Origin of the sequence: Pseudoxanthomonas daejeonensis (assembly GCF_022637495.1) — a bacterium.
Taxonomy (GTDB): domain Bacteria; phylum Pseudomonadota; class Gammaproteobacteria; order Xanthomonadales; family Xanthomonadaceae; genus Pseudoxanthomonas; species Pseudoxanthomonas daejeonensis.
In genome coordinates this window covers 109,875-135,675 of the sequence record NZ_CP093331.1, presented here as the reverse complement: position 1 = coordinate 135,675, position 25,801 = coordinate 109,875, and the positions used below count along the sequence as shown (strand labels likewise).

General features: G+C 69.8%; 29 protein-coding genes. 17 read left to right on the top strand and 12 right to left on the bottom strand.

Annotated features, from left to right (window positions below):
- Positions 1 to 34: 34 nt before the first annotated feature.
- From MNQ95_RS00650 to MNQ95_RS00640, 3 genes are all read right to left on the bottom strand, one after another.
- On the bottom strand, positions 35 to 550 hold the full coding sequence (locus MNQ95_RS00650; RefSeq protein ID WP_241953498.1) for a methylated-DNA--[protein]-cysteine S-methyltransferase: 516 nt from the start codon (positions 548 to 550) through the stop codon (positions 35 to 37).
- Positions 547 to 2,076 carry an AlkA N-terminal domain-containing protein gene (locus MNQ95_RS00645; protein WP_241953497.1) on the bottom strand — a complete coding sequence of 510 codons (1,530 nt, stop codon included), beginning with the start codon at positions 2,074 to 2,076 and terminating at the stop codon, positions 547 to 549. The genes MNQ95_RS00650 and MNQ95_RS00645 overlap by 4 nt, the downstream gene beginning before the upstream one ends.
- Before the next feature lie 123 nt (positions 2,077 to 2,199).
- Complete coding sequence (locus MNQ95_RS00640) at positions 2,200 to 3,465, bottom strand: alkaline phosphatase family protein (RefSeq protein WP_241953496.1); 1,266 nt, start codon at positions 3,463 to 3,465, stop codon at positions 2,200 to 2,202.
- 144 nt (positions 3,466 to 3,609) lie between these two features.
- Between MNQ95_RS00640 and MNQ95_RS00635 the strand changes: the two genes are divergently transcribed.
- From MNQ95_RS00635 to MNQ95_RS00610, 6 genes are all read left to right on the top strand, one after another.
- Positions 3,610 to 3,966 carry a hypothetical protein gene (locus MNQ95_RS00635; protein WP_241953495.1) on the top strand — a complete coding sequence of 119 codons (357 nt, stop codon included), beginning with the start codon at positions 3,610 to 3,612 and terminating at the stop codon, positions 3,964 to 3,966.
- 9 nt (positions 3,967 to 3,975) lie between these two features.
- Positions 3,976 to 4,506 carry a YybH family protein gene (locus MNQ95_RS00630; protein WP_241953494.1) on the top strand — a complete coding sequence of 177 codons (531 nt, stop codon included), beginning with the start codon at positions 3,976 to 3,978 and terminating at the stop codon, positions 4,504 to 4,506.
- A 64-nt stretch (positions 4,507 to 4,570) separates the two neighbouring features.
- Entirely contained in the window at positions 4,571 to 5,035 is a 465-nt protein-coding gene (locus tag MNQ95_RS00625) for a hypothetical protein (protein ID WP_241953493.1), read from the top strand.
- Positions 5,036 to 5,117: 82 nt separating this feature from the next.
- Positions 5,118 to 6,785: a urocanate hydratase gene (hutU, locus tag MNQ95_RS00620; protein WP_162409133.1), complete on the top strand. Its 1,668-nt coding sequence runs from the start codon at positions 5,118 to 5,120 to the stop codon at positions 6,783 to 6,785.
- Positions 6,786 to 6,979: 194 nt separating this feature from the next.
- On the top strand, positions 6,980 to 7,570 hold the full coding sequence (locus tag MNQ95_RS00615; RefSeq protein WP_162409135.1) for an energy transducer TonB: 591 nt from the start codon (positions 6,980 to 6,982) through the stop codon (positions 7,568 to 7,570).
- Positions 7,571 to 7,733: 163 nt separating this feature from the next.
- Positions 7,734 to 8,153, top strand: coding sequence for an EF-hand domain-containing protein (locus MNQ95_RS00610; RefSeq protein ID WP_241953492.1), 420 nt, complete (start codon positions 7,734 to 7,736; stop codon positions 8,151 to 8,153).
- A gap of 42 nt (positions 8,154 to 8,195) precedes the next feature.
- On the opposite strand, the gene MNQ95_RS00605 is transcribed toward MNQ95_RS00610, so the two are convergent.
- The gene (locus MNQ95_RS00605) at positions 8,196 to 8,600 is read right to left on the bottom strand and encodes a GFA family protein (protein ID WP_162409139.1); all 405 of its coding nucleotides are present in this window, start codon (positions 8,598 to 8,600) and stop codon (positions 8,196 to 8,198) included.
- A gap of 137 nt (positions 8,601 to 8,737) precedes the next feature.
- A complete protein-coding gene (locus MNQ95_RS00600) occupies positions 8,738 to 9,097 on the bottom strand; it encodes a DUF1428 domain-containing protein (RefSeq protein WP_162409141.1) in 360 nt (119 codons plus the stop codon).
- A 241-nt stretch (positions 9,098 to 9,338) separates the two neighbouring features.
- On the opposite strand from MNQ95_RS00600, the gene MNQ95_RS00595 reads away from it, so the two are divergent.
- The 7 genes from MNQ95_RS00595 to MNQ95_RS00565 all read left to right on the top strand — a co-directional run bounded on the left by MNQ95_RS00595 (position 9,339) and on the right by MNQ95_RS00565 (position 15,425).
- Positions 9,339 to 9,728 carry an MAPEG family protein gene (locus MNQ95_RS00595; RefSeq protein ID WP_162409143.1) on the top strand — a complete coding sequence of 130 codons (390 nt, stop codon included), beginning with the start codon at positions 9,339 to 9,341 and terminating at the stop codon, positions 9,726 to 9,728.
- Between the two features lie 88 nt (positions 9,729 to 9,816).
- The gene (locus MNQ95_RS00590; protein ID WP_241953491.1) at positions 9,817 to 11,016 is read left to right on the top strand and encodes a COG3904 family protein; all 1,200 of its coding nucleotides are present in this window, start codon (positions 9,817 to 9,819) and stop codon (positions 11,014 to 11,016) included.
- Between the two features lie 114 nt (positions 11,017 to 11,130).
- A complete protein-coding gene (locus MNQ95_RS00585) occupies positions 11,131 to 13,083 on the top strand; it encodes a DEAD/DEAH box helicase (protein WP_162409145.1) in 1,953 nt (650 codons plus the stop codon).
- Between the two features lie 188 nt (positions 13,084 to 13,271).
- Complete coding sequence (locus MNQ95_RS00580) at positions 13,272 to 13,688, top strand: hypothetical protein (protein ID WP_202922833.1); 417 nt, start codon at positions 13,272 to 13,274, stop codon at positions 13,686 to 13,688.
- Positions 13,689 to 13,817: 129 nt separating this feature from the next.
- Positions 13,818 to 14,138 (top strand): ArsR/SmtB family transcription factor, encoded by a 321-nt coding sequence (locus MNQ95_RS00575; protein ID WP_162409147.1) that lies wholly within the window; start codon positions 13,818 to 13,820, stop codon positions 14,136 to 14,138.
- A gap of 49 nt (positions 14,139 to 14,187) precedes the next feature.
- Positions 14,188 to 14,907, top strand: a complete 720-nt coding sequence (locus MNQ95_RS00570) for a pseudouridine synthase (RefSeq protein WP_162409149.1) — start codon at positions 14,188 to 14,190, stop codon at positions 14,905 to 14,907.
- 95 nt (positions 14,908 to 15,002) lie between these two features.
- Positions 15,003 to 15,425: a universal stress protein gene (locus MNQ95_RS00565; RefSeq protein WP_162409151.1), complete on the top strand. Its 423-nt coding sequence runs from the start codon at positions 15,003 to 15,005 to the stop codon at positions 15,423 to 15,425.
- A gap of 27 nt (positions 15,426 to 15,452) precedes the next feature.
- Here MNQ95_RS00565 and MNQ95_RS00560 read toward each other — a convergent pair whose 3' ends face one another.
- The 3 genes from MNQ95_RS00560 to MNQ95_RS00550 all read right to left on the bottom strand — a co-directional run bounded on the left by MNQ95_RS00560 (position 15,453) and on the right by MNQ95_RS00550 (position 18,031).
- A complete protein-coding gene (locus tag MNQ95_RS00560; RefSeq protein ID WP_241953490.1) occupies positions 15,453 to 16,421 on the bottom strand; it encodes a DMT family transporter in 969 nt (322 codons plus the stop codon).
- Positions 16,422 to 16,466: 45 nt separating this feature from the next.
- A complete protein-coding gene (locus MNQ95_RS00555) occupies positions 16,467 to 17,138 on the bottom strand; it encodes a DUF2238 domain-containing protein (protein WP_162409155.1) in 672 nt (223 codons plus the stop codon).
- A 65-nt stretch (positions 17,139 to 17,203) separates the two neighbouring features.
- Positions 17,204 to 18,031 (bottom strand): DUF72 domain-containing protein, encoded by an 828-nt coding sequence (locus MNQ95_RS00550; RefSeq protein ID WP_162409157.1) that lies wholly within the window; start codon positions 18,029 to 18,031, stop codon positions 17,204 to 17,206.
- Between the two features lie 160 nt (positions 18,032 to 18,191).
- On the opposite strand from MNQ95_RS00550, the gene MNQ95_RS00545 reads away from it, so the two are divergent.
- On the top strand, positions 18,192 to 19,844 hold the full coding sequence (locus tag MNQ95_RS00545; protein ID WP_241953489.1) for a serine hydrolase: 1,653 nt from the start codon (positions 18,192 to 18,194) through the stop codon (positions 19,842 to 19,844).
- Positions 19,845 to 19,915: 71 nt separating this feature from the next.
- On the opposite strand, the gene MNQ95_RS00540 is transcribed toward MNQ95_RS00545, so the two are convergent.
- A complete protein-coding gene (locus MNQ95_RS00540) occupies positions 19,916 to 21,724 on the bottom strand; it encodes a DUF885 domain-containing protein (RefSeq protein ID WP_241953488.1) in 1,809 nt (602 codons plus the stop codon).
- 136 nt (positions 21,725 to 21,860) lie between these two features.
- On the opposite strand from MNQ95_RS00540, the gene MNQ95_RS00535 reads away from it, so the two are divergent.
- Positions 21,861 to 22,217, top strand: coding sequence for a GFA family protein (locus MNQ95_RS00535; protein WP_162409165.1), 357 nt, complete (start codon positions 21,861 to 21,863; stop codon positions 22,215 to 22,217).
- Between the two features lie 17 nt (positions 22,218 to 22,234).
- Here MNQ95_RS00535 and MNQ95_RS00530 read toward each other — a convergent pair whose 3' ends face one another.
- Together MNQ95_RS00530 and MNQ95_RS00525 are read right to left on the bottom strand one after the other, a co-directional pair.
- A complete protein-coding gene (locus MNQ95_RS00530) occupies positions 22,235 to 22,528 on the bottom strand; it encodes a hypothetical protein (RefSeq protein WP_162409184.1) in 294 nt (97 codons plus the stop codon).
- 77 nt (positions 22,529 to 22,605) lie between these two features.
- A complete protein-coding gene (locus tag MNQ95_RS00525; protein ID WP_241953487.1) occupies positions 22,606 to 23,562 on the bottom strand; it encodes a LysR substrate-binding domain-containing protein in 957 nt (318 codons plus the stop codon).
- Positions 23,563 to 23,690: 128 nt separating this feature from the next.
- Here MNQ95_RS00525 and MNQ95_RS00520 point away from each other — a divergent pair, with 128 nt between their 5' ends.
- Together MNQ95_RS00520 and MNQ95_RS00515 are read left to right on the top strand one after the other, a co-directional pair.
- Positions 23,691 to 23,912, top strand: a complete 222-nt coding sequence (locus MNQ95_RS00520) for a cyclase (RefSeq protein WP_241953486.1) — start codon at positions 23,691 to 23,693, stop codon at positions 23,910 to 23,912.
- The gene (locus MNQ95_RS00515) at positions 23,909 to 24,808 is read left to right on the top strand and encodes a DMT family transporter (RefSeq protein ID WP_162409190.1); all 900 of its coding nucleotides are present in this window, start codon (positions 23,909 to 23,911) and stop codon (positions 24,806 to 24,808) included. The genes MNQ95_RS00520 and MNQ95_RS00515 overlap by 4 nt, the downstream gene beginning before the upstream one ends.
- 6 nt (positions 24,809 to 24,814) lie before the next feature.
- Here the strand turns inward: MNQ95_RS00515 and MNQ95_RS00510 are convergent, their stop codons facing one another.
- A complete protein-coding gene (locus MNQ95_RS00510) occupies positions 24,815 to 25,720 on the bottom strand; it encodes a peptidylprolyl isomerase (protein ID WP_241953485.1) in 906 nt (301 codons plus the stop codon).
- Positions 25,721 to 25,801: the final 81 nt, after the last annotated feature.

Genomic DNA, 25,801 nt, shown 5'->3' with positions numbered 1-25,801 from the left:
TTCCGGTAGTCGAACGCGACGCGGGTGGGCGGCTCTACGCGAACAGATCCGGCGCAGGTGCGGTCCGCGGAAGTGCCCCTTCCAGTTCCAGCAGGAAGCGCTTGGTCGGCAGGCCGCCGCCGAAACCGGTGAGCGAACCGTCGGCGCCGATCACGCGATGGCAGGGCAGCACGATCGGCAGTGGGTTGCGCCCGTTCGCCGCGCCGACCGCGCGTGTCGCCGATGGCCGGTCCACGCGTGCCGCGAGTTGCGCGTAGCTGGCGGTCTGTCCGTAGGGAATCGCGGCCAGCGCGAACCACACCTCGCGCTGGAAATGCGTGCCTTGCGGCGCCAGCGGCAATTCGAAGCTCTGGCGCCGGCCAGCGAAGTAATCCGCCAGTTGCGCTTCGGCCTCCTGCAGCAGCGGGTGGTCGCCCTCCCGCCAGTCCTGGTCGCGGCGCACCGGATGCCGGTTGCTGGGGAATTCGATCGCGTGCAGGCCGGCGTCGGACGCGGCCACGGTCAGCGGACCGACCGGGCTGGCGATGCGGCGGTAACGGATGGTGCTCATCGTTTCTTCTCCACGGGGGCGGGCGCTGCTGCCATCGCATCGCGCCAGAGATGGATCACGGCGTAGCCGCGCCAGGGCCGCCAGGCCTCGGCGTGCTGGCGCAGCTGTCGTGCGCTGAGACGGCTGCCATCGCCGGTCAATGCCCTTTGCAGGACCAGGTCCTCGGCGGGGAACGCGTCGGGATGGCCGAGCGCGCGCAGCGCCAGGTAATGTGCGGTCCACGGTCCGATGCCGGGCAGCGCGCTCCAGGAGTCGGTGAATTCTTCAAGGGTCTGCTCGGCGCGGAAATCGACGCGTCCTTCGAGCAGGGCGACGGCGACTGCGCGCACCGTGGCTGCACGCGCGCCGGTCAGGCCCAGGCCTTCGAGGTTACCCGTCGCCAGCGCGACCGGTTCCGGGAACAGCCGGTCGAGCCCGTCCGGTCCGGCGATGGCGACCGGCCGGCCATGGCGCTGGGCCACCCGCGTGGTCAGCGTGCGCGCGGCGGCGACGCTGACCTGCTGGCCGATGATGGCGCGCACCGCGATCTCGAAGCCGTCCCACCCGCTGGGCAGGCGCAGGCCGGGATGCTTCTTCAACAGCGGGCGCAGGTGCGGATCGGCCGACAGTGCGGCCGCGATCGCCTGCGGATCGGCATCGAGGTCGAACATGCGTCGAACCCGGGCGACGATGCCGGCCAGTTGCGTGGGCGCGGCACCGTGCAGTTCCAGCTTCAGAGCATGGATGCGACCACCGCGGCTGCCCGGCCAGGCGCTGACCCGCAGCCAGCCCGGCGACTGCTCCGTGCCGACCACCCGCGCATAGCTGCGCGTATCGACCGTTTCCACGCCGGGCAGTGCGCGGCCGCGCAGGAAGTCGAGCATCGCGCCGAACTCGTAGGGCGGGCGATAGCCGAGCTTCAACACCAGCGGCTGCGACGCATCGCGCACGGCCGGTTCGGCGGGGGTGCGCCGGCGCAGTTCCCGCGGTGCCATGCGATAGGCCTCGAGGAACGTCGCATTGAAACGGCGCAGGCTGGAGAAGCCCGCGGCCAGCGCCACCTCGGTGACCGGCAGCGTGGTTTCGGTGAGCAGTTGCTTGGCGAACAGCAGGCGCCGGGTTCCGTGCACCCCGATCGGCGCCGCGCCGAGGCGCTCGACGAACAGGCGGCGCAACTGGCGCTCGCCAAGGTGTACCCGGGCGGCCAGGTCGGCCAGCGTGGATTCGGCCAGGAATCCCTGGTCGATCAGTTTGAGTGCGCGAGCCACCGTCTCGTCGCCACGGCGCCAGGCGCCGTCCCCCGGCGCCAGCTCGGGGCGGCAGCGCAGGCAGGGCCGGAAGCCCGCCGATTCGGCCGCCGCGGCGCTGCGGTAGTAATCGACATTCTCGGGCCTGGGCGCCGGGGCGGGACATACCGGGCGGCAGTAGATCCCGGTGCTGCGCACGGCGGTGAAGAACAGTCCGTCGAAGCGTGCGTCGCGGCTAAGCCGGGCGCGTTCGCACACGCGCGGATCGGGCAGGGCGGCGGGGGAGGGCGCGGACGACATGCAAGCAGGCTAGCACCTGCCGGCAGCCCGGACTCGCCGTTTTCGGACATGGATGCCGGACGCGGGCGGAGCGTGCCGTCGCCGCGTCGCGGGCATCGCGGCAACGCCGCTGGCGGCCTTGCCTCAGGGTTCGCGCAGCGCCGGCGCGAGCGTGGCCGGATCGCCGTCGTTCGGCTGCGCCGTGATCCCCAGCAGCCGCGCCAGCAGCGGATACACATCGACGTTGTCGAACGGCGCCAGCACCGCGCCTTCGCGGAATGCCGGGCCGCGCGCGATGAACACCGCGCGCATCGCCAGCAGGTCCGGATCGTAGCCATGGGCGCCGCGGTCGTGGCTGCCGTTGGCATCGCGACGGTCGAGGATCGTGCGGGGCAGCGCGTTCCAGCCCTCGTCCATCTGGCACACGATCGGCGGGATGCGCGGGTGGCTGCCGTACTGCAGGCGCTTGGGGATGCCGGCACGGTCCCAGCACTGGTAATGCGGATGACGGCCCACGAGGCGGCTCTCCACCGCCGCTTCGTGGCCGGTGCGCGGGATCAGTCCGATCACCTGGCCGATGCTCACCACCTCGGCTTCCTCCATCGACGCCATGTCCTCCACGGCGATGTAATGGCCATCGGGCACCTCGGCCATGCCGTGGTCGGAGACCACCACCACGTTGGTCCGATCGGAAAGGCCGGCGGCGTCCAGTCGGGCGAGCAATGCGCCCAGTGCCGCATCGACGGCACGGATCGCGGCGTGGGTTTCCGGTGCCGCCGGGCCATGGTCGTGCCCGGCGCCGTCGACGTTCTCCAGGTACACGGCGACCAGGCCCGGGCGTGGGCCGTCCGCTGCCTGCAGCCATCCGGCGATCTCGTCGACCCGCGTGTCCAGCGGCACGGCTGCATCGAAGGCGTGCCAGTAACGCGGCAGCAATCCATCGCGCGGCGCCGATGCGCCCGGCCAGGCCCATACCCCGGTCGCGATGCCGGCCTGCTCGGCGCTGGTCCACAACGGCACGCCCTGCCACCAGCCCGGGACGCGGCCCGCATCCTGGTCGGCGACGATGAAGCGTCCCAGCTGGGCATCCTTCATCGAGTTGTGGACGATGCCGTGGTGGTCCGGGCGCAGGCCCGTCACCAGCGTGTAGTGGTTCGGGAACGTGAGCACCGGGTAGGACGGCCGCATCCATTGCGCGCGGACCCCGCCGGCGGCGAGGCGGTCGAGGTGCGGCGTGTCGCCGCGTCCCAGCGCGTCCGCGCGCAGGCCGTCGATCGACACCAGCAGCAGCAAGGCCGGTTCGCTGGCGGCGACGGGGACCGGGGATCGAGGGCGGTGGGGCGAGGCCGCGCAGGCGGACAGGGATAGCAGCAGGACGAGGCTGGCGAGACGGATCAGGCGACCGGACATTGCGCAACGCGGCTGGAACGACCGTCACAGCTTGGCAGACTCCCGCGCAATGCGCATGGCATCGCGCCGCCGGACGGCTTGACGCGGTGACTGGGCACGCCGATGCTCGCGACGTCACTCCCTGGAGTTGCCGCCTTGAAACCCATGCTCGCGCTGGTTGCCGGTCTCGCCCTTGCCCCGTTGTCCGATGCGCATGCTTCGCTGGGCAATCCCGTGCGGCAGGATGCTTCCCCCTTGCGGGTGGAGGCGCCGGTTGCACCGGAAAGCCGTGACGCCGCGGACCCGTCGGTCCAGCCCGCCCCGCGGCGCAGCCGGATGGCCGATGTGGCGCCGGAAGATCGCCTGGTGATGCGTTTTTCGGCCATGTACCAGGAGATCCAGGCCGGGGACAAGCCGCCGCCGGACCATTGCCTGCAGGGCACGGGCAGTCGCCTGAAACGGGAAGGCGGTGGATCGACTGGCTGCAGCGGCTATGGCCGGGCCTACTTTCCCGAACGCTGAGGCGCCTGCATGCGCGCAGGTCCAAGCGTCGTGTTCGCCGTGCTGGCGTCGCTGCTGGCGTCACCGGCATCGCATGCCTTCGCGCCATCGGCGGCCGCCGACGCGGCCCGGTGTGAAGTCTGGAATCGCGAACTGTCCTTCGCGCAATCGGTGGCCGACCATGACACCGAGGCTTTCGCTTCCCACCTGCATCCGTTCGCGGTGTTCGGGGTAAGTCGGCCCAACCCGCAGCGCGGCCAAGGCGAGATCCTCGAAGCCTGGGCGGGACTGATCGCAGGCCGCCAGACGCGCCTGTGGTGGTATCCGGAACATGTCCATGCCGGCGGCGATGCCGGCATCGTTTCGTCCAGCGGTCCGGCGCTTTACCAGGACGTCGCCAGCGGGCAATCCCGGCTGGGCCGTTTCAGCTCCGTGTGGCAGCGCGGTGCCGATGGCGTGTGGCGCGTCGTGTTCGACGACGGCCTGGCGCCGCAGCCGGCCGATCCGGCGAAGGTCGAGGCGTTCCATCGCGGCCGCGTCGGGGCTTGCCCCCCGGCGTGAGCGCGGGCTGAAGTCGCGCCGATGGTTCACCTCGGCGTCGAATCCTGCGGGGTATAAGCGAGGGATGGACGCCCGCAGTATTTCCCCGCATGCAGTCGTATCCGGTGCCCTGGCTCGGCTGCCCGGTGCTTGTGTGATCTCGCTGCTGTTCGCCTTGGCGGGGCTGGCCGCCCCCGCGCAGGCCCAGTCGGTCGCACCCAACCGCTACGGCACGCCGGCGATCCCGCCGCCGAGCAGTACCTACGAGCGCCAGCGGCAGGTGACCGAAGACACGCAGCGTCGCCAGGATGATGCGTCGCGCCAGGCCGAGCAGGATCGCATCGGGCTCGCCATCGACGCCAACCGGCGCAAGGTCGAGGTGGATCGCGCACGCACCGATCGCCGGCGCGCCGCGGCACAGAACCCTGTCGAATCCGAGCGGATGCGCCTGGACTACGAACAGCGCCGGCAGGCCTACGAGCGTGAGCGCGAGGAACTGGAGCGGCAACGTGCCGCTTCCGAGGCGCGTCCCGCGCCGCCGCAGCCCTGATCCACCCGCACGCTGCAGCGCCGCGGGATGGCGGGGCGGTCACCCTGCGATAATGCCGGCCTGTCCTTCGAGATCCCCCGGCATGTCCGACCCGCGCCACGATCCCTCCCGCGTCGTCCGCGCCCCGCGCGGCGCCCAGCTGAACTGCCGCAGCTGGCTCACCGAAGCGCCGTTCCGCATGCTCCAGAACAACCTCGACCCCGACGTGGCCGAGCGTCCGGAAGACCTGGTGGTCTATGGCGGCATCGGCCGCGCCGCGCGCGACTGGGCCAGCTACGACGCGATCCTGGCCACCCTGAAAACGCTCGGCGACGACGAGACCCTGCTGGTCCAGTCCGGCAAGCCGGTGGGCGTATTCCCCAGCCATGCCGACGCGCCGCGGGTGCTGATCGCCAACTCCAACCTGGTCCCGCACTGGGCGACCTGGGAGCACTTCAACGAGCTCGATCGCAAGGGCCTGATGATGTACGGCCAGATGACCGCCGGCTCGTGGATCTACATCGGCTCGCAGGGCATCGTGCAGGGCACCTACGAGACCTTCGTGGAAATGGGGCGCCAGCACTACGGCGGCAGCCTTGCCGGCAAATGGATCCTCACCGCCGGCCTGGGCGGGATGGGCGGCGCGCAGCCGCTGGCAGCGTCGTTGGCCGGCGCCAGTTCGCTGACCATCGAATGCCAGCAGAAGTGCATCGATTTCCGGCTGCGCACGCGTTACGTCGACGAACAGGCGAGCGACCTGGACGACGCGCTGGCGCGGATCGCGCGGTACACCGCGGCCGGCGAGGCGAAATCGATCGCGCTGCTCGGCAACGCAGCGGAGCTACTGCCGGAGCTGGTCCGCCGTGGCGTGCGTCCGGATTGCGTCACCGACCAGACCTCCGCGCACGACCCGGTGCATGGCTACCTGCCGATCGGCTGGAGCGTGGACCAGTGGCTGGCCGAGCAGAAGGCGAATCCGGAAAAGGTGCGCGACGCGGCCAAGGCGTCGATGCGCACGCATGTCGAAGCGATGCTCGCCTTCCACGCGCAGGGCATCCCCACCGTGGACTACGGCAACAATATCCGGCAGATGGCGCTCGACGAGGGCCTGGAGAATGCGTTCGATTTCCCCGGTTTCGTGCCGGCCTACGTGCGGCCGCTGTTCTGCCGCGGCATCGGCCCGTTCCGCTGGGTCGCGCTGAGCGGCGACCCGGAGGACATCTACAGGACCGACGCCAAGGTCAAGGAACTGATTCCGGACGATCCGCACCTGCACCGCTGGCTGGACATGGCGCGCGAGCGGATCAGCTTCCAGGGGCTGCCGGCGCGAATCTGCTGGGTCGGCCTGGGCGTGCGCCACAAGCTGGGCCTGGCGTTCAACGAGATGGTCCGCAATGGCGAGCTGAAGGCGCCGGTGGTGATCGGCCGCGACCATCTCGATTCCGGCAGCGTGGCCTCGCCCAACCGCGAGACCGAGGCGATGAAGGACGGCAGCGACGCGGTCTCGGACTGGCCCTTGCTCAACGCGATGCTCAACGTCGCCGGCGGCGCGACCTGGGTGTCCTTGCACCACGGCGGCGGCGTGGGCATGGGCTACAGCCAGCACAGCGGCGTGGTCATCGTCTGCGATGGCAGCGAGGCCGCCGATCGTCGCCTGGCGCGGGTGCTGTGGAACGACCCCGGTACCGGGGTGATGCGCCACGCCGATGCCGGTTACGAGATCGCGCGCCAGTGCGCCCAGGAGCTGGGACTGAAGCTGCCGATGGCCTGATCGGGCATCATGTCGGGGCCAGCAGGGGGCTGGTACGGCAGGGGGCGTGAATGGCGGTTCGAGCGGTTGGCGGGTGGCGGTGGGCAATGCTGCTGGCGCTTGCCAGTGGGGCTGCCCCGGCGGAAGACATGGCCGCGGCCACGGCCGGGGCGTGTCCGTTCCCCGCCTACGTGGAGCCTGTATATCCAGAAAGCATGCGCCAGCAGGAGCTGGGTGGGGAGGTGCTGCTGGACCTCTCCGTCGATACCTGCGGACGGGTCACCCAGGCCCGGGTCAAGCGCGGCAGCGGCCATCCATCACTGGACGAGGCAGCGCTGGTCGCGGCCCGGCGATGGGTCCTCAATCCCGCCGACCGCGCGCGCGCGGCGGGTGGCCGCATCGAGGTTCCGCTCGCCTTCGGCATGGAGCGACCCAAGATCTATGCGTACGGCCCGCACGGGTGGCCGAAGAGCCACAAGCGCGTGCGCTACGTGCAGGACGTCCTGCCCGGTTACGAGTCGCCGCAGCAGGTGCTCGACCGGTATCCGCTGGATCCGGCAAGCATGATCACGCCGCCGTACCCGAGCCTGCGCAGCATGTTCTTCCGCCAGCGCAGCGATCCGGACGAGTACTGGCTGTTCGTGTACCTGCAGGGCGAGCCACGCATGGCGACCCGTTACCGCCTCGGATCGGTGGGGGACGAGCCGGTGGTGCGCGTGGCGTATCTCTGCGACGCCACTCCGGCGACCTGCGAACAGGACCGGAAGATGATCATGCGCGGGCTGCCGTTCGCACGCGCGCGCTGAGCGTGGGCGCGCCCTGGGGCGGATGAACCGGCCGCCGCGCCGGGTGGGCGGCCCGATGGGCGCCGGGTCGCCAGCCGCAGCATCCGCGTAGGTACAAGGTCCCCTTCGTCGCGCGAGGAACGGCTGCCTATGCTGCGGGCCAACCGTTCCGGAGCGCCTCGCCATGTCCATCGTCCGCGGCACCATCCTCCTCTTGGCCCTCGGATTTGCCGCGCCCCTGGCAGCGCAGGAGGCATCGCCTTCGCCCGTGAGCTCGACGGTCGGGTTCAAGGCGCTGGATGCGAACGGCGACGGCGTCGTCAGCCGGTACGAATACGACGGCGACATCTTCTCCACGCTGGATGCCGACCACGACAAGCGCCTTTCCGCCGCCGAGCTCGACGCCGTGCTGGGCCGCCTCGCCAACGACGGCCCCTCGGCGTCCGAGCGCATCGTGGTCGCCGACCTTGATCGCGACGGCCAACTGGACGAGAACGAGCTGCGTCATGCAGCGGAGATGCGCTTTACCTCGATGGATCGCGACAGCGACGGCAATCTCGACGAGGCCGAGTTCGCAGCCGGTTTCGGCGTGCGCGTCCGCTGAGCCGAAACGCTGTTCCCACGGCTGGCGCCGCCCGCGCGAGCGTCAGCCCGGTTGCGCCGGGAACGCCTGCAGTGCCGGATCGATGTGCGCCCAGGCCGGGGCCGACGCCGTCCAGATCACCACGGTCGGCGTGATCCCCGACGCGTCGTCCAGCGTGCCGACGCGGATCACCATGTTGGCCAGGTTGCCGCTCGATTCGCTGAACAGCTGGGTCCCGCAGTCGGCGCAGAACGAGCGGCGCATGCGGTTGCCGCTGTCGGCCTGGCTGTCGAAGTGGCGCGGCGTGCCGGCGACGGTGACCGCGGCACGCGGCACCATGATGTTCACTGCGGCGTTGCCGAGCGCCCAGTACTGGCAGTCCCGGCACCAGCACAGGCGCGTGGCCAGCGGTTCGGCCGCCAGCGTGTAGCGGATCGATCCGCAGCGGCATCCTCCGGTCCGGGTCATGGGCTGTCCTTCGTTGGATAGGCGGATTCCAGTGCGCTGCGCGCGCCCGCATCCGGCCGGCCGGACCCGACGCGCGGCGCAGCGGGCGAGGGCGAACACGTCGGTTCCTCGCCAGCCGCCTGCCGCGCGTCCGGCGATCAGCGCGTCAGTTCGAACGCCGCGGTGAAGCCGCCGAAGATCATGCGCTTGCCGTCGAACGGCATCGGGCTTGCGGACGGATCCATGCGCGGGTCCTCCATCATCTTCTTGACGCCCGCGTCGCGGGTGGCCTTGTCCGGCCATTCGACCCACGAGAACACCACGGTCTCGTCGTCCTTGGCCTGCACGGCGCGGAAGAAGTCGGTGACCTGTCCGCGTGGTACGTCGTCGCCCCAGGCTTCGATCACGCGGGTCGCGCCGAATTCCAGGAACATCGGGTCGAACTCGCGGGCATGGGCGAGGAACTTTTCCTTGTTGGCGGTGGGAACGGCAATCACGAAACCATCGACGTAGGACATGGTTGGGTCTCCTCCAAGGCGGACCGGCATTGGTCCTTTGCGATGCGACGGCCAGGACCGGCCGGGATCGACATCTGCAACCAGCGTGCCCCCGACCTTGTTCATGGCATGGCAAGGCGGCGGGCCGGAATCCCGCAGCGGCTCCCCTGGAACCCTTGCCCGCCGCCGTCCGTCCCGCATCAGGCGCCCGCTGCCCCGCTGCCTGCTACGCTGCGGCCGCATCCAAGGGAAGGAGAGCGGCATGGCGATCGAACTGCAGTTCCTGGCCTGGGCGCTCGTGCTCGGGTTCGTCCAGCTGCTGCTGGCCGACATGCTGGTGACCCGCCAGCGTGGGCTGGCCTGGAATACCGGGCCACGCGACACCTCGCCACCCCTGGCAGGCGTGGCCGGGCGCAGCGACCGGGCGTTCCGCAACTTCCTCGAGACCTTCCCCTTCTTCGCCGCCGCGGTGCTGGCTGTCACCATGGCCGGCCGAACCTCTGAGCACACCGCGCTGGGCGTGCAGCTGTACGTCTGGGCGCGGGTGGTTTATGTGCCGCTGTACCTGGGCGGCGTGCGCTACGTCCGTTCGCTGGCGTGGGTGGTGGCGATGGCCGGGCTGGTGCTGGTACTGCTGCCCCTGCTGCGCTGAGTGGCCGACACGTTCATCGCAGGTTGGCTGCGCGGGCTTCGCTGCGCCTAGACTGGTCGCGTCCCCCGCATGTCGTGATGTCGCCGTAATGCCGATCCTGCGCGTCTGCCTGTTCCTCGCCTGCGCCAGCCTGCTTGCCGGCTGCAGCCGCGAACCGGCGTCGGCGCCCGCCGACGATGTGCAGACGCAGACGGTCGCTTCGCCGGAAGAGGGGGGCGCGGTCAGCCGCGCGCCGATGGCCACGCCCGCCCAGCCCACGCCGGTGGCAGCGCCCGTGCCGTCGCCTCCCGTGGCGAAGGTGCCGGACTGGTCGCCGCTGGAGCTGGCCTCCGGCCAGGCCTGGATCGACTGTCGCCTGGACTACCGGGAAGGCGACGGCGAACCGTTCTCGACGCCGACCCGGGACAACCTGCGCCACCTGCTGGAACCGTGCCGCGATGGCGACGTGTTGCGCCTGCGCTACCGCGGCAAGATCGCCAGCGATTTCACCGCGCTGGTCGAACGCGTCACCCGGGTGGCCGACAGCCTGGGCATCGAGAGCCGCGTGCTGGACCTGGACTCCACCGGTGGCCAGGTCGAGGACGCGATCCGCGCCGGCGACTGGATCGGCGGCAACCGCTGGACGATCTGGGTGCGAGAGGATTCGGTCTGCCACAGCGCCTGCGTGTTCGTGCTGGCCGGCGGCGACAGCCGTCGGCTTGCGGGTCGAGTCGGCATCCACCGCATCATCCGGCTCAGTTCCACCGCCACCAGCCGCACCGAACTGAACACCGAGCTGCAGGCCGTGTATGCCACGGTGCGCGGCTACCTGGAACGCAATGGTGCTTCGCCATTGCTGGCCGACGTGATGAAGACCGTGCCCAACCGCAGCCTGCGCCTGCTCACCGGCGACGAGCTGCGGATGTACGGGCTGGACGGCAACAATGCCGCGCAGGACGACCTGGACCGGGTCCGGCTGCTGGACAAGTGTGGCGACGATTTCATGCGCCGGCGCGATGCCTGGGTGCGCGCGTTCGACGGACGCTGCCGCGAACAGCCGGAGGTCTACGCGCTCAATGCCTGCGGCCTGCAACTGCGGCGCGATTTCGGCTTCCCCGACGACGACTGCCCCGCCGAGAGCCCGCTGGCGGAGTTCAACGAGTTGCCGGAGGCGTTGCCGGCCGAGATGGAGCCGCCGGCGACGACCACGATCGGGGAGCCGGCGACGGCAATCGATGCGCAGGCCACGGCCGGCGAGCCGCCGGCAGGGGAAGGCCAAGGCGGCGATACCGCTGCGCCCGCCGGCTGAACGGGCGCAAGGCCCCTATTCAGGCCCAACGCGACAAGGCCCGGCCCATGGGCGCACAATAGCGGGCCTTTCCAGCACGTTCGCCGCGCCTTCGCGCGTGCCGCCGGAGCTCCGATGTCAACCCCCGATCAAGAAAACCCTGCCGCCCTGCGCTTCGGCGACCTCGGCCTGCCCGAACCGTTGATGGCCGCGCTGGCCTCCGTCGGTTACGAATCGCCGTCGCCGATCCAGGCCGCCACGATTCCCGCCCTGCTGGCGGGTCGCGACGTGCTGGGCACCGCCCAGACCGGCACCGGCAAGACCGCCGCGTTCGCGCTGCCGGTACTTGCGGGGCTGGACCTGTCCAAGACCAAGCCGCAGGCCCTGGTGCTGGCACCCACGCGCGAACTGGCCATCCAGGTCGCCGAGGCGTTCCAGCGCTACGCCACCAGGATGCCCGGCTTCAATGTCCTGCCGATCTACGGCGGCCAGGGCTACGGCCCGCAGCTGGCGGCGCTGCGCCGCGGCGTTCATGTGGTGGTGGGCACCCCGGGACGGGTGATCGACCACCTCAACCGTGGCACGCTGGACCTGTCCGAGCTGAAGTGCCTGGTCCTGGACGAAGCCGACGAGATGCTGCGCATGGGTTTCATCGACGATGTCGAGGCCGTGCTGCTGAAGACCCCGCCGACGCGCCAGGTGGCGCTGTTCTCGGCAACGATGCCGCCGCCGATCCGGCGCATCGCCCAGACCTACCTCAAGGATCCGACCGAAGTCACGATCGAGGCCAAGACCACGACCGCGGCCAATATCCGGCAGCGCTACTGGTTCGTCAGCGGCATGCACAAGCTCGACGCGCTGACCCGGATCATCGAAGCCGAGCCGTTCGACGCGATGATCGTGTTCGCCCGGACCAAGGCCGGCACCGAGGAGCTGGCGCAGAAGCTGCAGGCGCGCGGCCAGGCCGCCGCGGCGATCAACGGCGACATCCAGCAGCAGCAGCGCGAGCGCACCATCCAGCAGCTCAAGGACGGCAAGCTCGACGTGCTGGTCGCCACCGACGTGGCCGCGCGCGGCCTGGACGTGGAGCGCATCAGCCATGTGCTGAACTACGACATCCCGTACGACACCGAAAGTTACGTGCACCGGATCGGCCGCACCGGCCGCGCCGGCCGCACGGGCGACGCGATCCTGTTCGTCACCCCGCGCGAGAAGGGCATGCTGCGCGCGATCGAGCGCGCCACCCGCCAGCCGATCGAAGAGATGCGCCTGCCGACGGTGGAAGCGGTCAACGACCGCCGCGTGGCGCGTTTCTTCGAGAAGATTTCCGGCGCGCTGGAAGCCGGCGGCCTGGAGCCGTACCGTGAGCTGATGGACCGCTACGCCGGCGAGCACGACGTGGGTTCCAACGAGATCGCCGCCGCGCTCGCGAAGTTGCTGCAAGGCGAGACGCCGCTGTTCCTCGAGGCGAGGGAGCCGGCGCCGGCTCCGCGTTTCGAGCGTCCGTCGCGCGACTCGGGCAATGACGAGCGCCGCGGCCCGCGTCCGCCGCGGTCGAACGATGAAGGCTTCACGCCGCGCCCGCCACGCCCGCACGGATCCGATGCCACCTCGCGTCCGCAGCGCACGCACGATTCCGACTTCGCCGCGCGCCCGGCTCGCGCGCCCGATTCCGAATTCGGCGCGCGCCCGCCGCGCGCGGCCAAGCCGCCGCGTTCGGCGCCCGATACCGGCATGGAAACCTACCGGGTCGAGGTCGGCCACGCGCACGGGGTCAAGCCGGGGAACATCGTGGGCGCGATCGCCAACGAGGCCGGGCTGGAGAGCCGCTTCATCGGCCGCATCGACATCCACGACGACCATTCGATCCTGGACCTGCCCGAGGGCATGCCGCCGGAAATCATGTCGCACCTGCAGAAGGCCTGGGTGGTCGGCCAGCAGCTGCGGATCACCCGCTGGGACGGCAGCCACGCTCCCGCAGCGCAGGCGCCGAAGAGCTTCCGGCCGCAGGGCGCCCGTCCGGGCAAGCCCGGCAATGGGCCGCCGCGTCCGCACCGCAAGGGTCCGCCCAAGCCGCACGGCGGCTGATCGACCGTCGGCGCCCGCTGCGTCGCATCCTCTGCAAGGCCGCCCCCCAAAGGGTCGGCCTTTTTCTTTGGGCGTCACAGGCGTCGCGAGCCGATAAACGGCACTTGACTTGCTTTTTTAAGCAATTAGCATATTAGTTAAATAAGTAATTCATTACCGATCAACCGACCGCAGAAGGAGCTACCGCCATGACACTCGAACTGGGATACCTGCTGTACCTGGGCGTTTCCATCGCCATGACCATCTGGGTGGCGCGTACGCTGTCTAAGAATGGCGAGGTGTTCCTGGTCAAGTGCTTCGGCCAGGACGAACAGCTCGCGAAGTCGACCAACCACCTGTTGGTGGTGGGGTTCTACCTGGTCAACATCGGCTTCATCGCCCTGCGCATGGATGGCTGGAACGAGGGCAGGGCGGTCGCCTCCATGATTCCCTACGTGGCGGCCAAGATCGGCCTGTCGGTACTGGTCCTGGGCGCGATGCACTTCTTCAACATGGCGATGATCGCCCGCTATGGACGCACGGTCGCCAACTGGGCGCACGGCCAGGAAGCGATGCGCGCGCCGCTGCCGGCGCACCTGCCGCCGCTGCCGCCGCAGCAGCGCTGAGGCGCGCGCCCGCGCACGGATTGCGCTGGCGTTCCGACAGGACCCGGGATACTTTCGGCAGGGACGGCATCGCGATCGCGGTGCCGTCCCGCGATCACTACCGCGACCGCAGCGCAGACGTACCGGACCATGAGCACCGACAAGATTTTCGAAGCCCTCGCCTCCAGCCCGCGCCGGCAGATCCTGGCCTACCTGTCGGAACAGGAGTTGCCGGCCGGCGACATCGCCGCGCGCTTCGAGATGAGTGCGCCGGCGGTATCACGGCACCTGGCGGTGCTTGAGAACGCCGGCCTGATCGCCGGCGAGCGTCGCGGCCAGTACGTGGTCTACCGGCTGGTGCCCGACAGCCTGGTCAACACCCTGACCCAGTTCGCCTTCGAGATCTGCCCGGTCGGCGCGCCGCTCAAGCGCGAGTCGCGACGGGCGAAGAAGTCCGCCGGCGCGGCCTGATCGCGCCGCAGCGGGGACGCGGCGGGGTCCGCTCGTCGATAATGGACCCATGACCGTCCGCCTCAACAAGCACATCGCCGAAACCGGCTTCTGTTCGCGCCGCGAGGCCGATCGCCTGATCGCCGCGCGCCGCGTCACCGTGAACGGCCAGCCGGCCGGGATGGGCGCGGTGGTCGGGGAGGGCGACACGGTGCTGGTCGACGGCCAGCCGCTGAAGGTGCGCACGGCCAAGGCCGGCAAGCGTCGGCACGTCTACATCGCGCTGAACAAGCCGGTCGGGGTGACCTGCACGACCGAGAGCTCGGTCGACGGAAACATCGTGGACTTCATCGGCCACGAGCAAAGGATCTTCCCGATCGGTCGCCTGGACAAGGATTCCGAGGGCCTGATCCTGCTGACCAGCAACGGCGACATCGTCAACCAGATCCTGCGTGCGGAGAACCGCCACCAGAAGGAGTACCTGGTGGCGGTCAACAAGCCGGTGACCGACGAGTTCCTGCGCGGCATGTCGCGCGGGGTGCGGATCCACGGCGAGACGACCCTGCCATGCCGCACCGCGCGGATCGCGAAGTTCGGTTTCCGCATCGTGCTCGAGCAGGGCCTCAACCGCCAGATCCGGCTGATGGCCGCCGCCTTCGATTACCGGGTGACCCAGTTGCGCCGGGTGCGGATCGACAACATCAAGCTGGGCGCGCTCAAGCCCGGCCAGTGGCGCAACCTCAGCGAGGCCGAACTGCAGGGCCTGCTGCCCGGGCACCCGGACTGGTGACGCGGGGCCGGGCGGCCTTGATCCGGATCATTCCCGGACGCCGTCGCCGGGAATACGATCGATCCATACCCTGACGCGGCAATCGGAGCGAAGCCATGAAAATCCTGCTGGCAGTGGATGGCAGTGCGGTCGGCGCTGCGGCGGTACGCCGCGTGGCGAAACTGGCGAAGGCGCTGAAGGCGCCGCCCGAGCTGCACGTGCTGCAGGTGGTGCCGCGGCTGTCCAAGGCCGCCGAGAAGGAATTCGGCAAGGCCGGCCCGGGCCGCTACTACGAGGCGCAGTACGAGGCGACGATGGCGGTGGTGCGCCCGCACCTCAAGCGCGCGCGGCTGGCGTTCCAGGAGCGCAAGGCGATCGGCGACGTGGTGCCGACCCTGCTCGACGAGGCCAAGGCGGTGAAGGCGGAGATGATCGTGATCGGCAGCCACGGCAAGGGCGCGCTGAAGAGCCTGCTGCTGGGCTCGGTGACGCAGAAGGTGGTCGCGTTGAGTCCGGTGCCGGTGCTGGTCGTGCACTGAGGCTCCACCGGGCAAGGCTGCGCCAGGTCAGTCGACCAGTTGCTTGGCCTCGGATGTGCCGAGCATTTCCGGATGCTGCACCTCGGCGTCCGGGGCTGCACCGGAGCGTCGTCGCGCCAGCAGCGGATCCAGGAACACCGCGCCCAGGATCACCGCCACGCCCAGGTAGAACAGCGGCGTGAGTTCGTGCTGCTCGCCCAGCAGCAGCGCGGCCAGGATGATCGCGTAGACCGGCTCCAGGTTGGTCGCCAGCTGCACGGTGTACGCGCTCAGGTGGCGCAGCGCGACCAGTGACAGCGCGAATGGCAGCAGGGTGCAGCCCAGTGCCAGCACCAGCAGCAGTGCGCCGTCGTGCAGGCCGGGAACCACCAGCAGGTCGCCGGCGAAGGCGGGCAGCAGCAGCGGCATCAATGGAGCCAGCGCGGTCAGGGCCAGGGTACCGGCGCCCAGCTCGATCGCGGTGACGGTCAGCGGATCGGCGTGTTCGACCAGGCGCTTGTTGTACGAGCCGAAGATCGCCACCAGCAGCGCCGACAGCGCGCCGACCGCCACGCCCAGGCGCATGCCATCCGGTACCCCGCCGACGACCAGCGCCACGCCGGGCAGGACCGCCACGCCCAGCGCCAGTTCGCGCGGGCGGAACGGACGCTTGGCCACCCACGGTTCGATCACCGCGGTGAACACCGGCGCCAGGGCAATACAGGTCGCGGCCACCGAGGCATTGGCCAGCTTGATCGCGCCATAGAAGGTCAGCCAGTGCAGTGCGACCACCACGCCGATGCCGGCATAGGCCAGCACCAGCCGCGGCGGCAGCGCGCGCAGTCCGCGCCAGACCCGCGGTACCAGCGCCAGTGCGGCGACCACCAGCAGCATCCGCCACCACACCAGCGGCAGCGCGGGCAGGCTGATCAGCTTGCCGAGGATCGCGGTGAACCCCCACAGCAGGACGCAGAAATGGATTTGCAGTTGCGCGCGGGTGCGATCGGTCATCGGCATCGGCGCATTATCGCCCGGCGCCGGGCGTGCGTCCCGGCGCGAACGTCACCCGGGCGAGGCGACCTTCCTCGGGCAGGGCGCCAGCCAGCCACGCAGGCCGAGCACCGACACCGCCAGCACCGAGCCCAGGGTGGCCAGCAGCATGTCCTTCTGCGCATCCCACTCGTCGCCCTGGGTGCCCAGGTAGGCCTGGCCCAGGTCGCCACCGAAGAGGCTGGCGGCCAGCCATTCGAACATCTCGAACAGCAGCGAGTGCGACATGATGAAGCTCACTGGCAGCACGAAGCGCCAGGCCCCGCGCGGCGGCGCCACCCGGTCGAGCAGTTCGATGCAGGCCGGCGTCACCAGCACGCCATAGAGCAGGTGCACCAGCCGGTCGAAGGAGTTGCGCTGCAGGCCGAGCAGGGCGTCGATCGAGAATCCTGCGACACGCTGGATGGAGGCGTCATAAGGCACTTCCGCATACGTGTAGTGCGCGCCGATCTCGTGCAGCACGCCGAACACGAACAGGCAGGTGTAGCTGAGCCTTGTCAGCGGCATGCGTCGCCAGCCCCAGGCCAGCACCGGCACGGCGACCAGGACCAGCACGTTTTCCAGGGCCCAGTCCTCGCGGTACCAGGGCGAGATGGCCAGCGCGATCCATACCGCAACGAACAGGCAGAGCAGGGCCAGCGCGTAGCCGGAGGTGGCAGGCGTCCGCTGGAAACCGGTGTTCACGGGCGCCTCCTTTCACGCAAGCCGGTGCGGGCATCAAGCATGGGCATGGCCATCCGCGGTGCGGGTCACGAGAGCCGAGCGATCAGTGCGCGGGCAGCGGCCGGGTTGCGTTCCTTGGCGCTGGCGATGAAGAACACGAACGCCTCCCTCGGCGCGGTGCCGGGCCGGGGCGGGCCCACGTGCGGCAGTTCGGCGGGATCGCCGCCCGCCGCCCAGGCGCGCGCCCGCGCCGCCCAGGCGTCCAGCTCCGCTTCGGGATATCCGTGCTCGAGGTCGGCGCGGGACTGCATGACGCGCGCGTAGGTGAAGTCGGCGGTGACATCGGCGAAGGCCGGATGCTCGTCGGAGCCGGCGAACACCAGCGCGACGTTGCGCTGGCGCAGCAGGGCCAGCAGGTCCGGCGTGAACAGCGCGGGCTCGCGAAGTTCCAGCGCATGCCGCAGGCGCCGTCCGTCCACCTGCGCCGGCAGCAGCATCAGGAAGGCCGCCAGCTCATCGGGCGTCGGCGCCTGGCCGCGCTCGAACTGCCATGACAGCGCGCCGAGCCGGTCGCCCAGTTCGCCGATGCCGCCGACGAAATCCTCGATCTGCGCCCCGGTGCCGGCCAGGCGCCGGCTGGCCATGATCCGCTTCGGCGCCTTGGCGGTGAACAGGAAGCCGGGCGGCGTCTCGTCGCGCCACTTCGCGTACGTGGCGGGCTTCTGCGCGCCGTAGTAGGTGCCGTTGATCTCGATCGCGGTCAGTTCGCGGCTGGCGTATTCGAGCTCGCGCCGTTGTACCAGTCCGGCCGGATAGAACATCCCGCCGCGCCATGGCGCATAGGTCCAGCCGCCGATGCCGACATGGATGCGCCTGGCCGGGCCGGAAGCGGGTGCGGCGAACAGGTCCTGCATCGGTCGGCCTCCGGGTTGCGTGGGGCGATGATAGTCGCCGCACGCGTGAGGGCGTCGGCATCGTGCACGTCCGCCGTGGGGCCGGGCGCGGACTTCTGTCACTGGCCATCCGGGTATGGCCAGCGCCTAGAATCGAGGCCCGGTACCCGGAGCCTCCTGCATGCGCCTGTTTTCTTCGCCACGTCCCGTCCGTTGTCTCCTGTGGTTGTGCCTGGTTGCGTTTGCGCCATTGACCGCACTGGCGGCCGAGGCGTCGGCCCGGACGGCGGATGCAATACCCGCAAGCGCGACACAGGTGGGTCCTTTGGATCCCGCCCAGCTCGATGCCTGGGTCGAGCAGGTCCGCGAACGCTTCGAGGTTCCGGGGGTGGCCGTGGCCGTGGTCAAGGACGGCCAGGTCGTGCTGGAGCGCGGCTGGGGCGTGCGCGAACTCGGCAAGCCGGAAGCGGTCGACGCGCACACCCTGTTCGCGATCGCCTCCAACACCAAGGCCTTCACCGCCGCCTCTTTGTCGATGCTGGCCGACGAAGGCAGGCTGTCCCTGGACGACAAGGTGGTCGAACACCTGCCGGACTTCCGCATGTCCGATCCCTACGTCACCGGCGAAATGCGCGTTCGCGACCTGCTGACCCACCGCAGCGGCCTGGGACTGGGCGCCGGCGACCTGCTGTTCTGGCCCGGCAGCAGCTACAGCAACGAAGAAGTCGTGCGCCGGCTGAAGGATGTGCCGCTGAAGACCGGGTTCCGCGAGCGTTACGCCTACGACAACATCCTGTACGCGACGGCGACACGGCTGGTCGAAAAGGTTTCCGGCCAGTCCTATGCGTCCTTCCTGCAGCAGCGCTTCTTCGATCCCCTGGGCATGGATGGCACGCGCTTCAACGCCGACGCGCTGCGGCCTGGCGACAACGCCGCCACCGGGCACGCGAAGGCCGACTTCACCACCTTGCGCCCGACGTTTCCGCTGACCTGGCACAACGCCGCGGGCGCAGGCGGCGTGTACTCCAGCGTGCACGACATGACCCGCTGGATGCGGGCGCAACTGGCCGGTGGCAGCTTCGCCGACGCGCAGGGCCGCTCGCAAAGACTGTTCTCGGAAAAGCGGCAAAAGGAAATGTGGTCGCTGATCTCGCCCATGCCCATCCCCGATCCGGCGGTGCCGGCGCTGGCCCCATCGCGGCCGGATTTCCTCGGCTACGGCGAAGGCTGGATCACCTCGTCCTACCGTGGCGAGAAGCTGGTCTGGCACACCGGCGGCTGGCCGGGCATGGTCTCGCGGGTGACGCTGGTGCCCGGCCGCGACCTGGGCATCGTGGTGCTGACCAACCAGGAGGCGGGGGGGGCGTTCAATGCGCTGACGATGCAGATCCTCGATGCCTTCCTGCAGCCGGCAGAGCGTACCGACTGGATCGCCGCCTACGCGGACGCCGCCGGCAACGCGCGGGCGAAGGCCGATGACGCGTGGCGCAAGCGGGTAGCTGCGCGCGATGCGCGCTCCAAGCCATCGCTGCCGCTGGCGGGCTATGCGGGCCTGTATCGCGATGCCTGGTACGGCGACGTGGAAGTCGTGCAGGAGGGCGGGCGGCTGCGGATGCGCTTCAAGCCCAGCCCGCTGTTGAGCGGCACCCTGCAGCACTGGCAGCACGACACCTTCCTGGTGAAGTGGGACGACCGCACACTCAACGGCGACGCCTTCGTGACCTTCGCGCTCGACACCGACGGCAAGGTGCGCGAGGCGCGGATGGAGGCGGCCTCGACCCTGACGGATTTCAGCTTCGACTTCCAGGACTTGCGCCTGCAGCCGGTACGCTGATCCACAGGAGCACAACGGCCCGCCCGGTTGCCCGGGCGGGCCGTTGTGAACCCGCGGCTTGGCCGTACGTCTTACTCGATAGGCTGGTCCAGCATCAGCTCGCGCACGAAGCGCACCGGCGGCGCGCCGTAGGACAGCACCTGGTCGTGATAGGCCTTCAGGTTGAAGTCCGCACCCAGTTTCTGCTCCACGGCCTTGCGCGTGTCGAAGTGCTCCTGCACGCCGACGAAGTAGGTCGGCAGCTGCGCGGACGTCAGCTGCGCGCGCGTCCACTTGCCGGCCGCCTCGCGCTCCTGCTGGAAGGTCTGGTTGACCATCAGGTCCATGGCCTGTTCGCGGCTCCAGCCGTCCACATGCACGCCCTGGTCGAGGATCGCGTTGGCAATGGTGCGCAGGTAGAACTTGAGCTGGACCAGGCGGAACAGCGGGTCGTTGTCGAGGTAGCCGGCATCGGCCATCATTTTCTCGGTGTAGACCGCCCAGCCCTCGGCGAACATGCCCGAACGCAGCACCGCGCGCAGGGTCGAGGGGAACTTGGCCGAATGCCAGCCTTCCAGGTAGTGGCCGGGCGTGCCTTCATGGATGCTCAGCAGCTCGATCATTCGCGAGTTGTATTCGCGCAGGAACGAGTCGACCTGGGCCTGGGTCCAGTCTTCCGGGATCGGCGAGACCGCGTAGAAGGTCTTCAGGTTCTTGTCGAGCGGGCCCGGCGAATCGGCGTAGGCCACCGCGACGCCGCGCTGGAACTCCGGCATCTCGATGATCTCCACCGGTGCGTCGGGCAGGGTCACCAGGTCCTTGGCGCGGACGAACTCGGTGGCCCTGGCCAATGCGGCCTCCGCGTCGGCGACCACCTTGTCGCGTTCCGGACGCTCGGCATACGCCAGCTCCAGCGCCGCCTCGATCGCCTTCTGCTGCTGCGCGGGCGTGGGGTTGTCGGGCAGCTCGGGCGCGCCGGGCTTGTCCTTGAGCACCTGCTGCGCGATGCCGTACATCTCGCCGCGCACGCGCACCAGCTCGGCTTCGGCGCGCTGCTTGATGTCGGCGCGCGACAGCGAGGAGAGCAGCGCGAACTGCAGCTTCTGGTCGTACAGGTCCGCGCCGATGCGGAATTCGCCCTTGGCGTTCGGCACGAGGGTCTTGTCCAGCCATTCCTGGTGCTCGGCTACCGCTTTCTTCAACCCCTCGATCGCCGCGTCGGCGCGCTGGCGATCGGCGTCGCCCAGCTGGCCCAGGTTCGGGCTGATGAAGGTATCGACAATGCTCAGGATGCCGGCGTTCTGCCGGGCCACGGTTTCCGCATGGACCTTGGGCACGCGCGCGGGATCGAGGTTGGCACGGGCCTGGGCCAGCAGCGCCGGGATCTTCTCCATCCGCGAAGTGGCCGAATTCAGGCGCTGGGGCAGCGGCGCGAACTCGCGCGCCATCAGCCCGTAGATCGCGCTGCCGGCCAGCCCGCTGTAGGACTGCGGATCCCAGGCCCAGCCCTGCAGGGTTTCGGCATTCCAGATGTCGTACCCGAGCTGGTTGCGCAGGATCGCCGCGTCGACCTGGTTTTCGCGCGACAGCTTGCCTGCGTCCATCGCATCGAGCTCGGCGAGGATCTTCTTGCTGAAGTCCAGCGACTTCTGCCGGCCTTCGGCGCTGAGGTCGTCGAGTTCGCCGTCGTAGCGGTGCTCGCCGGTCTGGGTGGCGCCCACCGGGGAAAGCTGGAACCAGCCGTCGAGGGCGCGCGTGGACAGGTCGGCGAACGCGGCATCGGCCTGCGTGGTGTCTGTGGCGGCGGCCGTCTCGCCAGCGGCCGGCGCGGCTGGCGTTTCGGCCTTCTGGCAGGCGGCCAGGCTGGCGAGGAGGGCAAGGGCGAGCAGGGAATGGCGCATCGGGATTCCAGCGTGACGTGAAGCGCCAAGCATAGGCCCCGTTGCCCGGGCTGCGCACGTGCCGGAGTGGCGTGCGTGCGTTCACGGGGCCGGCTAACCTGTGCTTCCTGCTACCCGCACGCCACGGAGCACGCACATGAAACAGGCTGGAGGCTGCCATTGCGGCCGCATCGCGTTCGAGGTCGACACCGGCGAGGGCATCACCGAGGTCTACGACTGCAACTGCTCGATGTGCCGGCGCCGCGGCGGCCTGCTCTGGTTCGCGCCGCGCACGGCGCTTGACCTCAAGACGCCGGCATTGGACCTGGCCACCTACCGGTTCAACAAGGAACATCTCGCCCACCACCATTGTCCGGTGTGCGGCATCGCACCCTTCAGCGAGGGCAGCAACCCGAAGACCGGCGAAGCGACGGTGGCAGTCAACGTCCGCTGCCTGCCCGAGGTGGACCTGGCGGCATTGAAGATTGTGACTGTCGACGGCGCCAGTTTCTGAGCGGATAACGAACGCGGTTATTGTTCGTCCGTCTCGAATTCGACCACCAGCCCGAGCCGGATCGCGAGTTCTTCCACCGCCTCGCGCACGCGTCCGGCGGTGTAGTCGTTGGGCGCGTCGACTTCCAGCTCGTGCGTGCCCGGGCCGATGTCGTCGGACAGGCCGGCCGAGCTGGAGTCCTCGTCGTCCATGCGAGGCATCAGGTCGGCCACTTCCTCGACGTGCTCGATGCCTTCCACGCTCTGCAGCAGGTCGGACACGGCGCGCAGGTCGTCGTCGCTGCCGGTGATGCGGATGCGGAGTTGGGGCATGGCGTGGGTTCCTTGTGGGACGCAGCCAGCGTGCATTCCGTGCGATCAAGGCACGGTGAGGAAGTTCCTTCCTGGGCTCATGTGCGCGCCGGTTCGCGTCGCGGCGGCGGGCGTCGCTTTGCGCGCGCCACCGGCTCCGGACGTGGCGCCCGTTCGGCCAGGGCCTGGCGCTTGAGCCAGTCCAGGAACAGGGTCGCGGCGGGCCCGGGAATCCGTTGCGCCGGGTACACGGCGTAATAGGCGAACCGCGCCTTCAGCACGGGCCCGGGGAGGCGCACGAGTTCATAGCGTTGCAGGTAGGGCTGGGCGAGGTGGGTACGCGCCAGCGCCGCGCCGATGCCGAAAACCGCGGCGCGCATCGAGGCGGTGCTGTCGACGAAGGTGTGCATCGGCGGCAGGGTGAGTCCGTGCACGCCCGCAGCCCGGAACCAGTCGCGCCAACCCTGCAGGCCCATGTCCGAGACCAGTGGCAGTGCGGCGATGTCGCGCGGGGTCTTCGCGCCGGCCAGCCCGGGCAGGGTGGGTGACGCGACCGGGAACAGTTCGTCGTCCATCAGGTGGTGCGCGGCCAGTCCGCTCCAGTGGCCGGGACCATAGCGGATGGCCAGGTCGTGGCCGCCCTCCTCGAAACGGGCCAGCGCGGAGCTGGTATCCACTTCCAGGCGGATGTGCGGATGGGTCGCGCAGAACGAGGACAGCCGCGGAAGCAACCAGCAGTAGGCAAGAGAGTGCAGCGTGCTGATCCGCAGTACCGAAACTCCCGCCGCGGGCTGCAGGTTGCCGGCTACCGCGGCCACGTCGGCGAGCGCGGCCGACGCGGCATCGGCGAGCTGGCGGCCCTCGGGCGTGAGTGAAACGCCGCGGGCATGGCGCAGGAACAGGCGGGTATCGAGCAGCGACTCGAGCTTGCGCACGTGGTGGCTGACCGCACTGGCGGTCAGGTGCAGCTCCTCGGCGGCATGGGCGAAGTTCTGGTGCCGCGCGGCGGCGGCGAACACGCCCAGCGCGGGTAGCAGGGTGGGGCGCAGGTTCATGGTCGAGGCATGAGTCAGATTTGTGGCTTGGGCTGATACTACGCGCTTGTCCGCCCCTGCTGGCCGGCGGATGCTGGCGGTCCGCAGGGATGGCTGGCCGTTCAAGGAGTGCTGACGTGCAACACCGGGTGCTGTTCGATTTCGAGATCGCATTTTCCAATGGCGGCGACCTGCGTGGTCGGGGTTTTCGCCTGGACATTCCGGGCGCGTCCATCGACGAGTCCGCGCTTGCGCGACAGCTCGTCCAGGACATGCGCCTGCTGGTGGTGAGCACGGTGCGCATCGCCAACGCACGGGTCATCGAGGAAACGCACAAGCGCGACGTGGCCGCGGCCGGGGCGGCGCCGTGAGCGGCGGGCCGGCGGCGCCGCTCGATGCCGCAGCGGGCGCGGGCACGCGCGACTGGCGGACTCCGCTGGAAATCCTCGTGCTCGGTGCGATCTGGGGCGGCTCGTTCCTGTTCATGCGCGTGGCCGCGCCTGCGTTCGGCCCTTATGCGCTGGTCGAGCTGCGCCTGGCCCTCGGCGCGCTGGTGCTGCTGCCCTTCCTTTGGCTTGCGCGCACCCAGTTTCCGTTGCGACTGTGGCCGCGGCTGGCGGTGATCGGGATCATCAATTCGGCCCTGCCGTTCCTGCTGTTCGCCTGGGCCGCGCAGCGCGCGCCGGCGGCGATCGGTGCGATCTGCAATGCGATGACCGTGCTGTTCGCCGCACTGGTCGCGTTCCTCGCCTTCGGCGAAAAGATCGGCGTGCGCCGCGCGTTGGCGCTGCTCACCGGTTTCGCCGGCGTGGTGGTATTGGCCACGGCCAAGGTCTCCGGCCTGACCCTCGGCCCGGCGGTGCTCGCCGGTGCGAGTGCTTCGCTGCTTTACGGCATCGGCCTGAACCTGGTGAAGCGCTACATGGTCGGCCTGCCGCCGGCCGCGTCGGCAGCGGTGACCCTGGGCTGCTCGGCGTTGCTGTTGCTGCCCCTGGCGATCACCCACTGGCCGGCCGGGCCGGTGCCGGCACTGGCATGGGCCGCGGCAGTGGGCCTGGGGGTGCTCTGCACCGGGCTGGCCTTCATCTACTTCTACGGGTTGATCCATCGCATCGGCGCGGCGCGCACGTCGACGGTGACCTACCTGGTCCCGCTGTTCGGCGCGCTGTTCGCCTGGCTGCTGCTGGGCGAAGCGGTGACCGGGAAGATGCTGCTGGCCGGCGTGCTGATCCTGGGCAGCGTGGCGATCAGCCAGCGCGCGCGCTGAGCCGGTTCAGTCCTTCGCCACGCGCACCGGCAGCGGCACGTTGCACAGGTCGATGTGGCCGGCCGGGCGCTTGTAGAAATCGTCGCGACGGTTGCGGCGGGCCTCGACCACGTCGTTGAAGGTCTGGGTGCCGGTGCGCAACAGTTGCAGGCGGGTGCGTTCGCCTTCGGGGATTTCGCTGGCCAAGTGCACTGCGCGGATCGGCGTGCGCTGCGCGGCTTCGGCGTAGAAGCCCATCGGTTCGGGTCCGCGCGGCAGCGCGCTCAGCAGTTCGATGCCCTGGATGACGCGACCGACCTGGGTGATGTTGCGGTCCAGCTGGCGCGGCGACTGGCCGATCACCACGTAGAGTTCGGCGCCGATGCTGCTGTCGGCGTCCAGGTTGCGGCCGGCGCCAACCACGCCGTAGCAGTGAGCCAGCCAGGCTTTGTCCGTGGCCGGATCGCGTCCGGCGGCGAAGCCGTCCACGAAGCCGACCTGCGGCGACCAGCCGTCACTGTCCGGCAGCCGGTCGAAGGCCAGGCCGGTGGCGTCGCGTTCGAACTCGGCCGGCAGCTTCCGCTTCGCGCTGCCCAGGCTCCTGGCCTTGGCCGCATCGTCGGCGTCGGCATCGCCGAACTGGGCGACGAAGTTGTCCTGCACGCGATAGATGCTGGTCCCGTCCCAGAAACCTTCGCGGGCGAGCGTGCGGATGTTGGCCACGTGTTGCGGGGCGAAACCCGGCGCCAGTTCGATCACCACCCGGCCGGCATCCAGCTCCATGTAGAGCGTGTTGGCCGGGTCGGGCGTGCGCCAGTCGCCGGCGGGGGAGGCGTCCAGGATCTGCTGCATGCTCCGGTAGGGGGCAGCGGCGGTCGCGGCCAGCGCGGTTGCCGAAAGGGCGCAGGCGAGCAGGAGGGGGCGCAGGGTCATCGGATGGCCGGCAGAGGCGGAAGGTGGACCGATTCTCGCCGCGGTGCCCGTTGCCCGCCAAGGCCGCCTTCACGGGGTAAA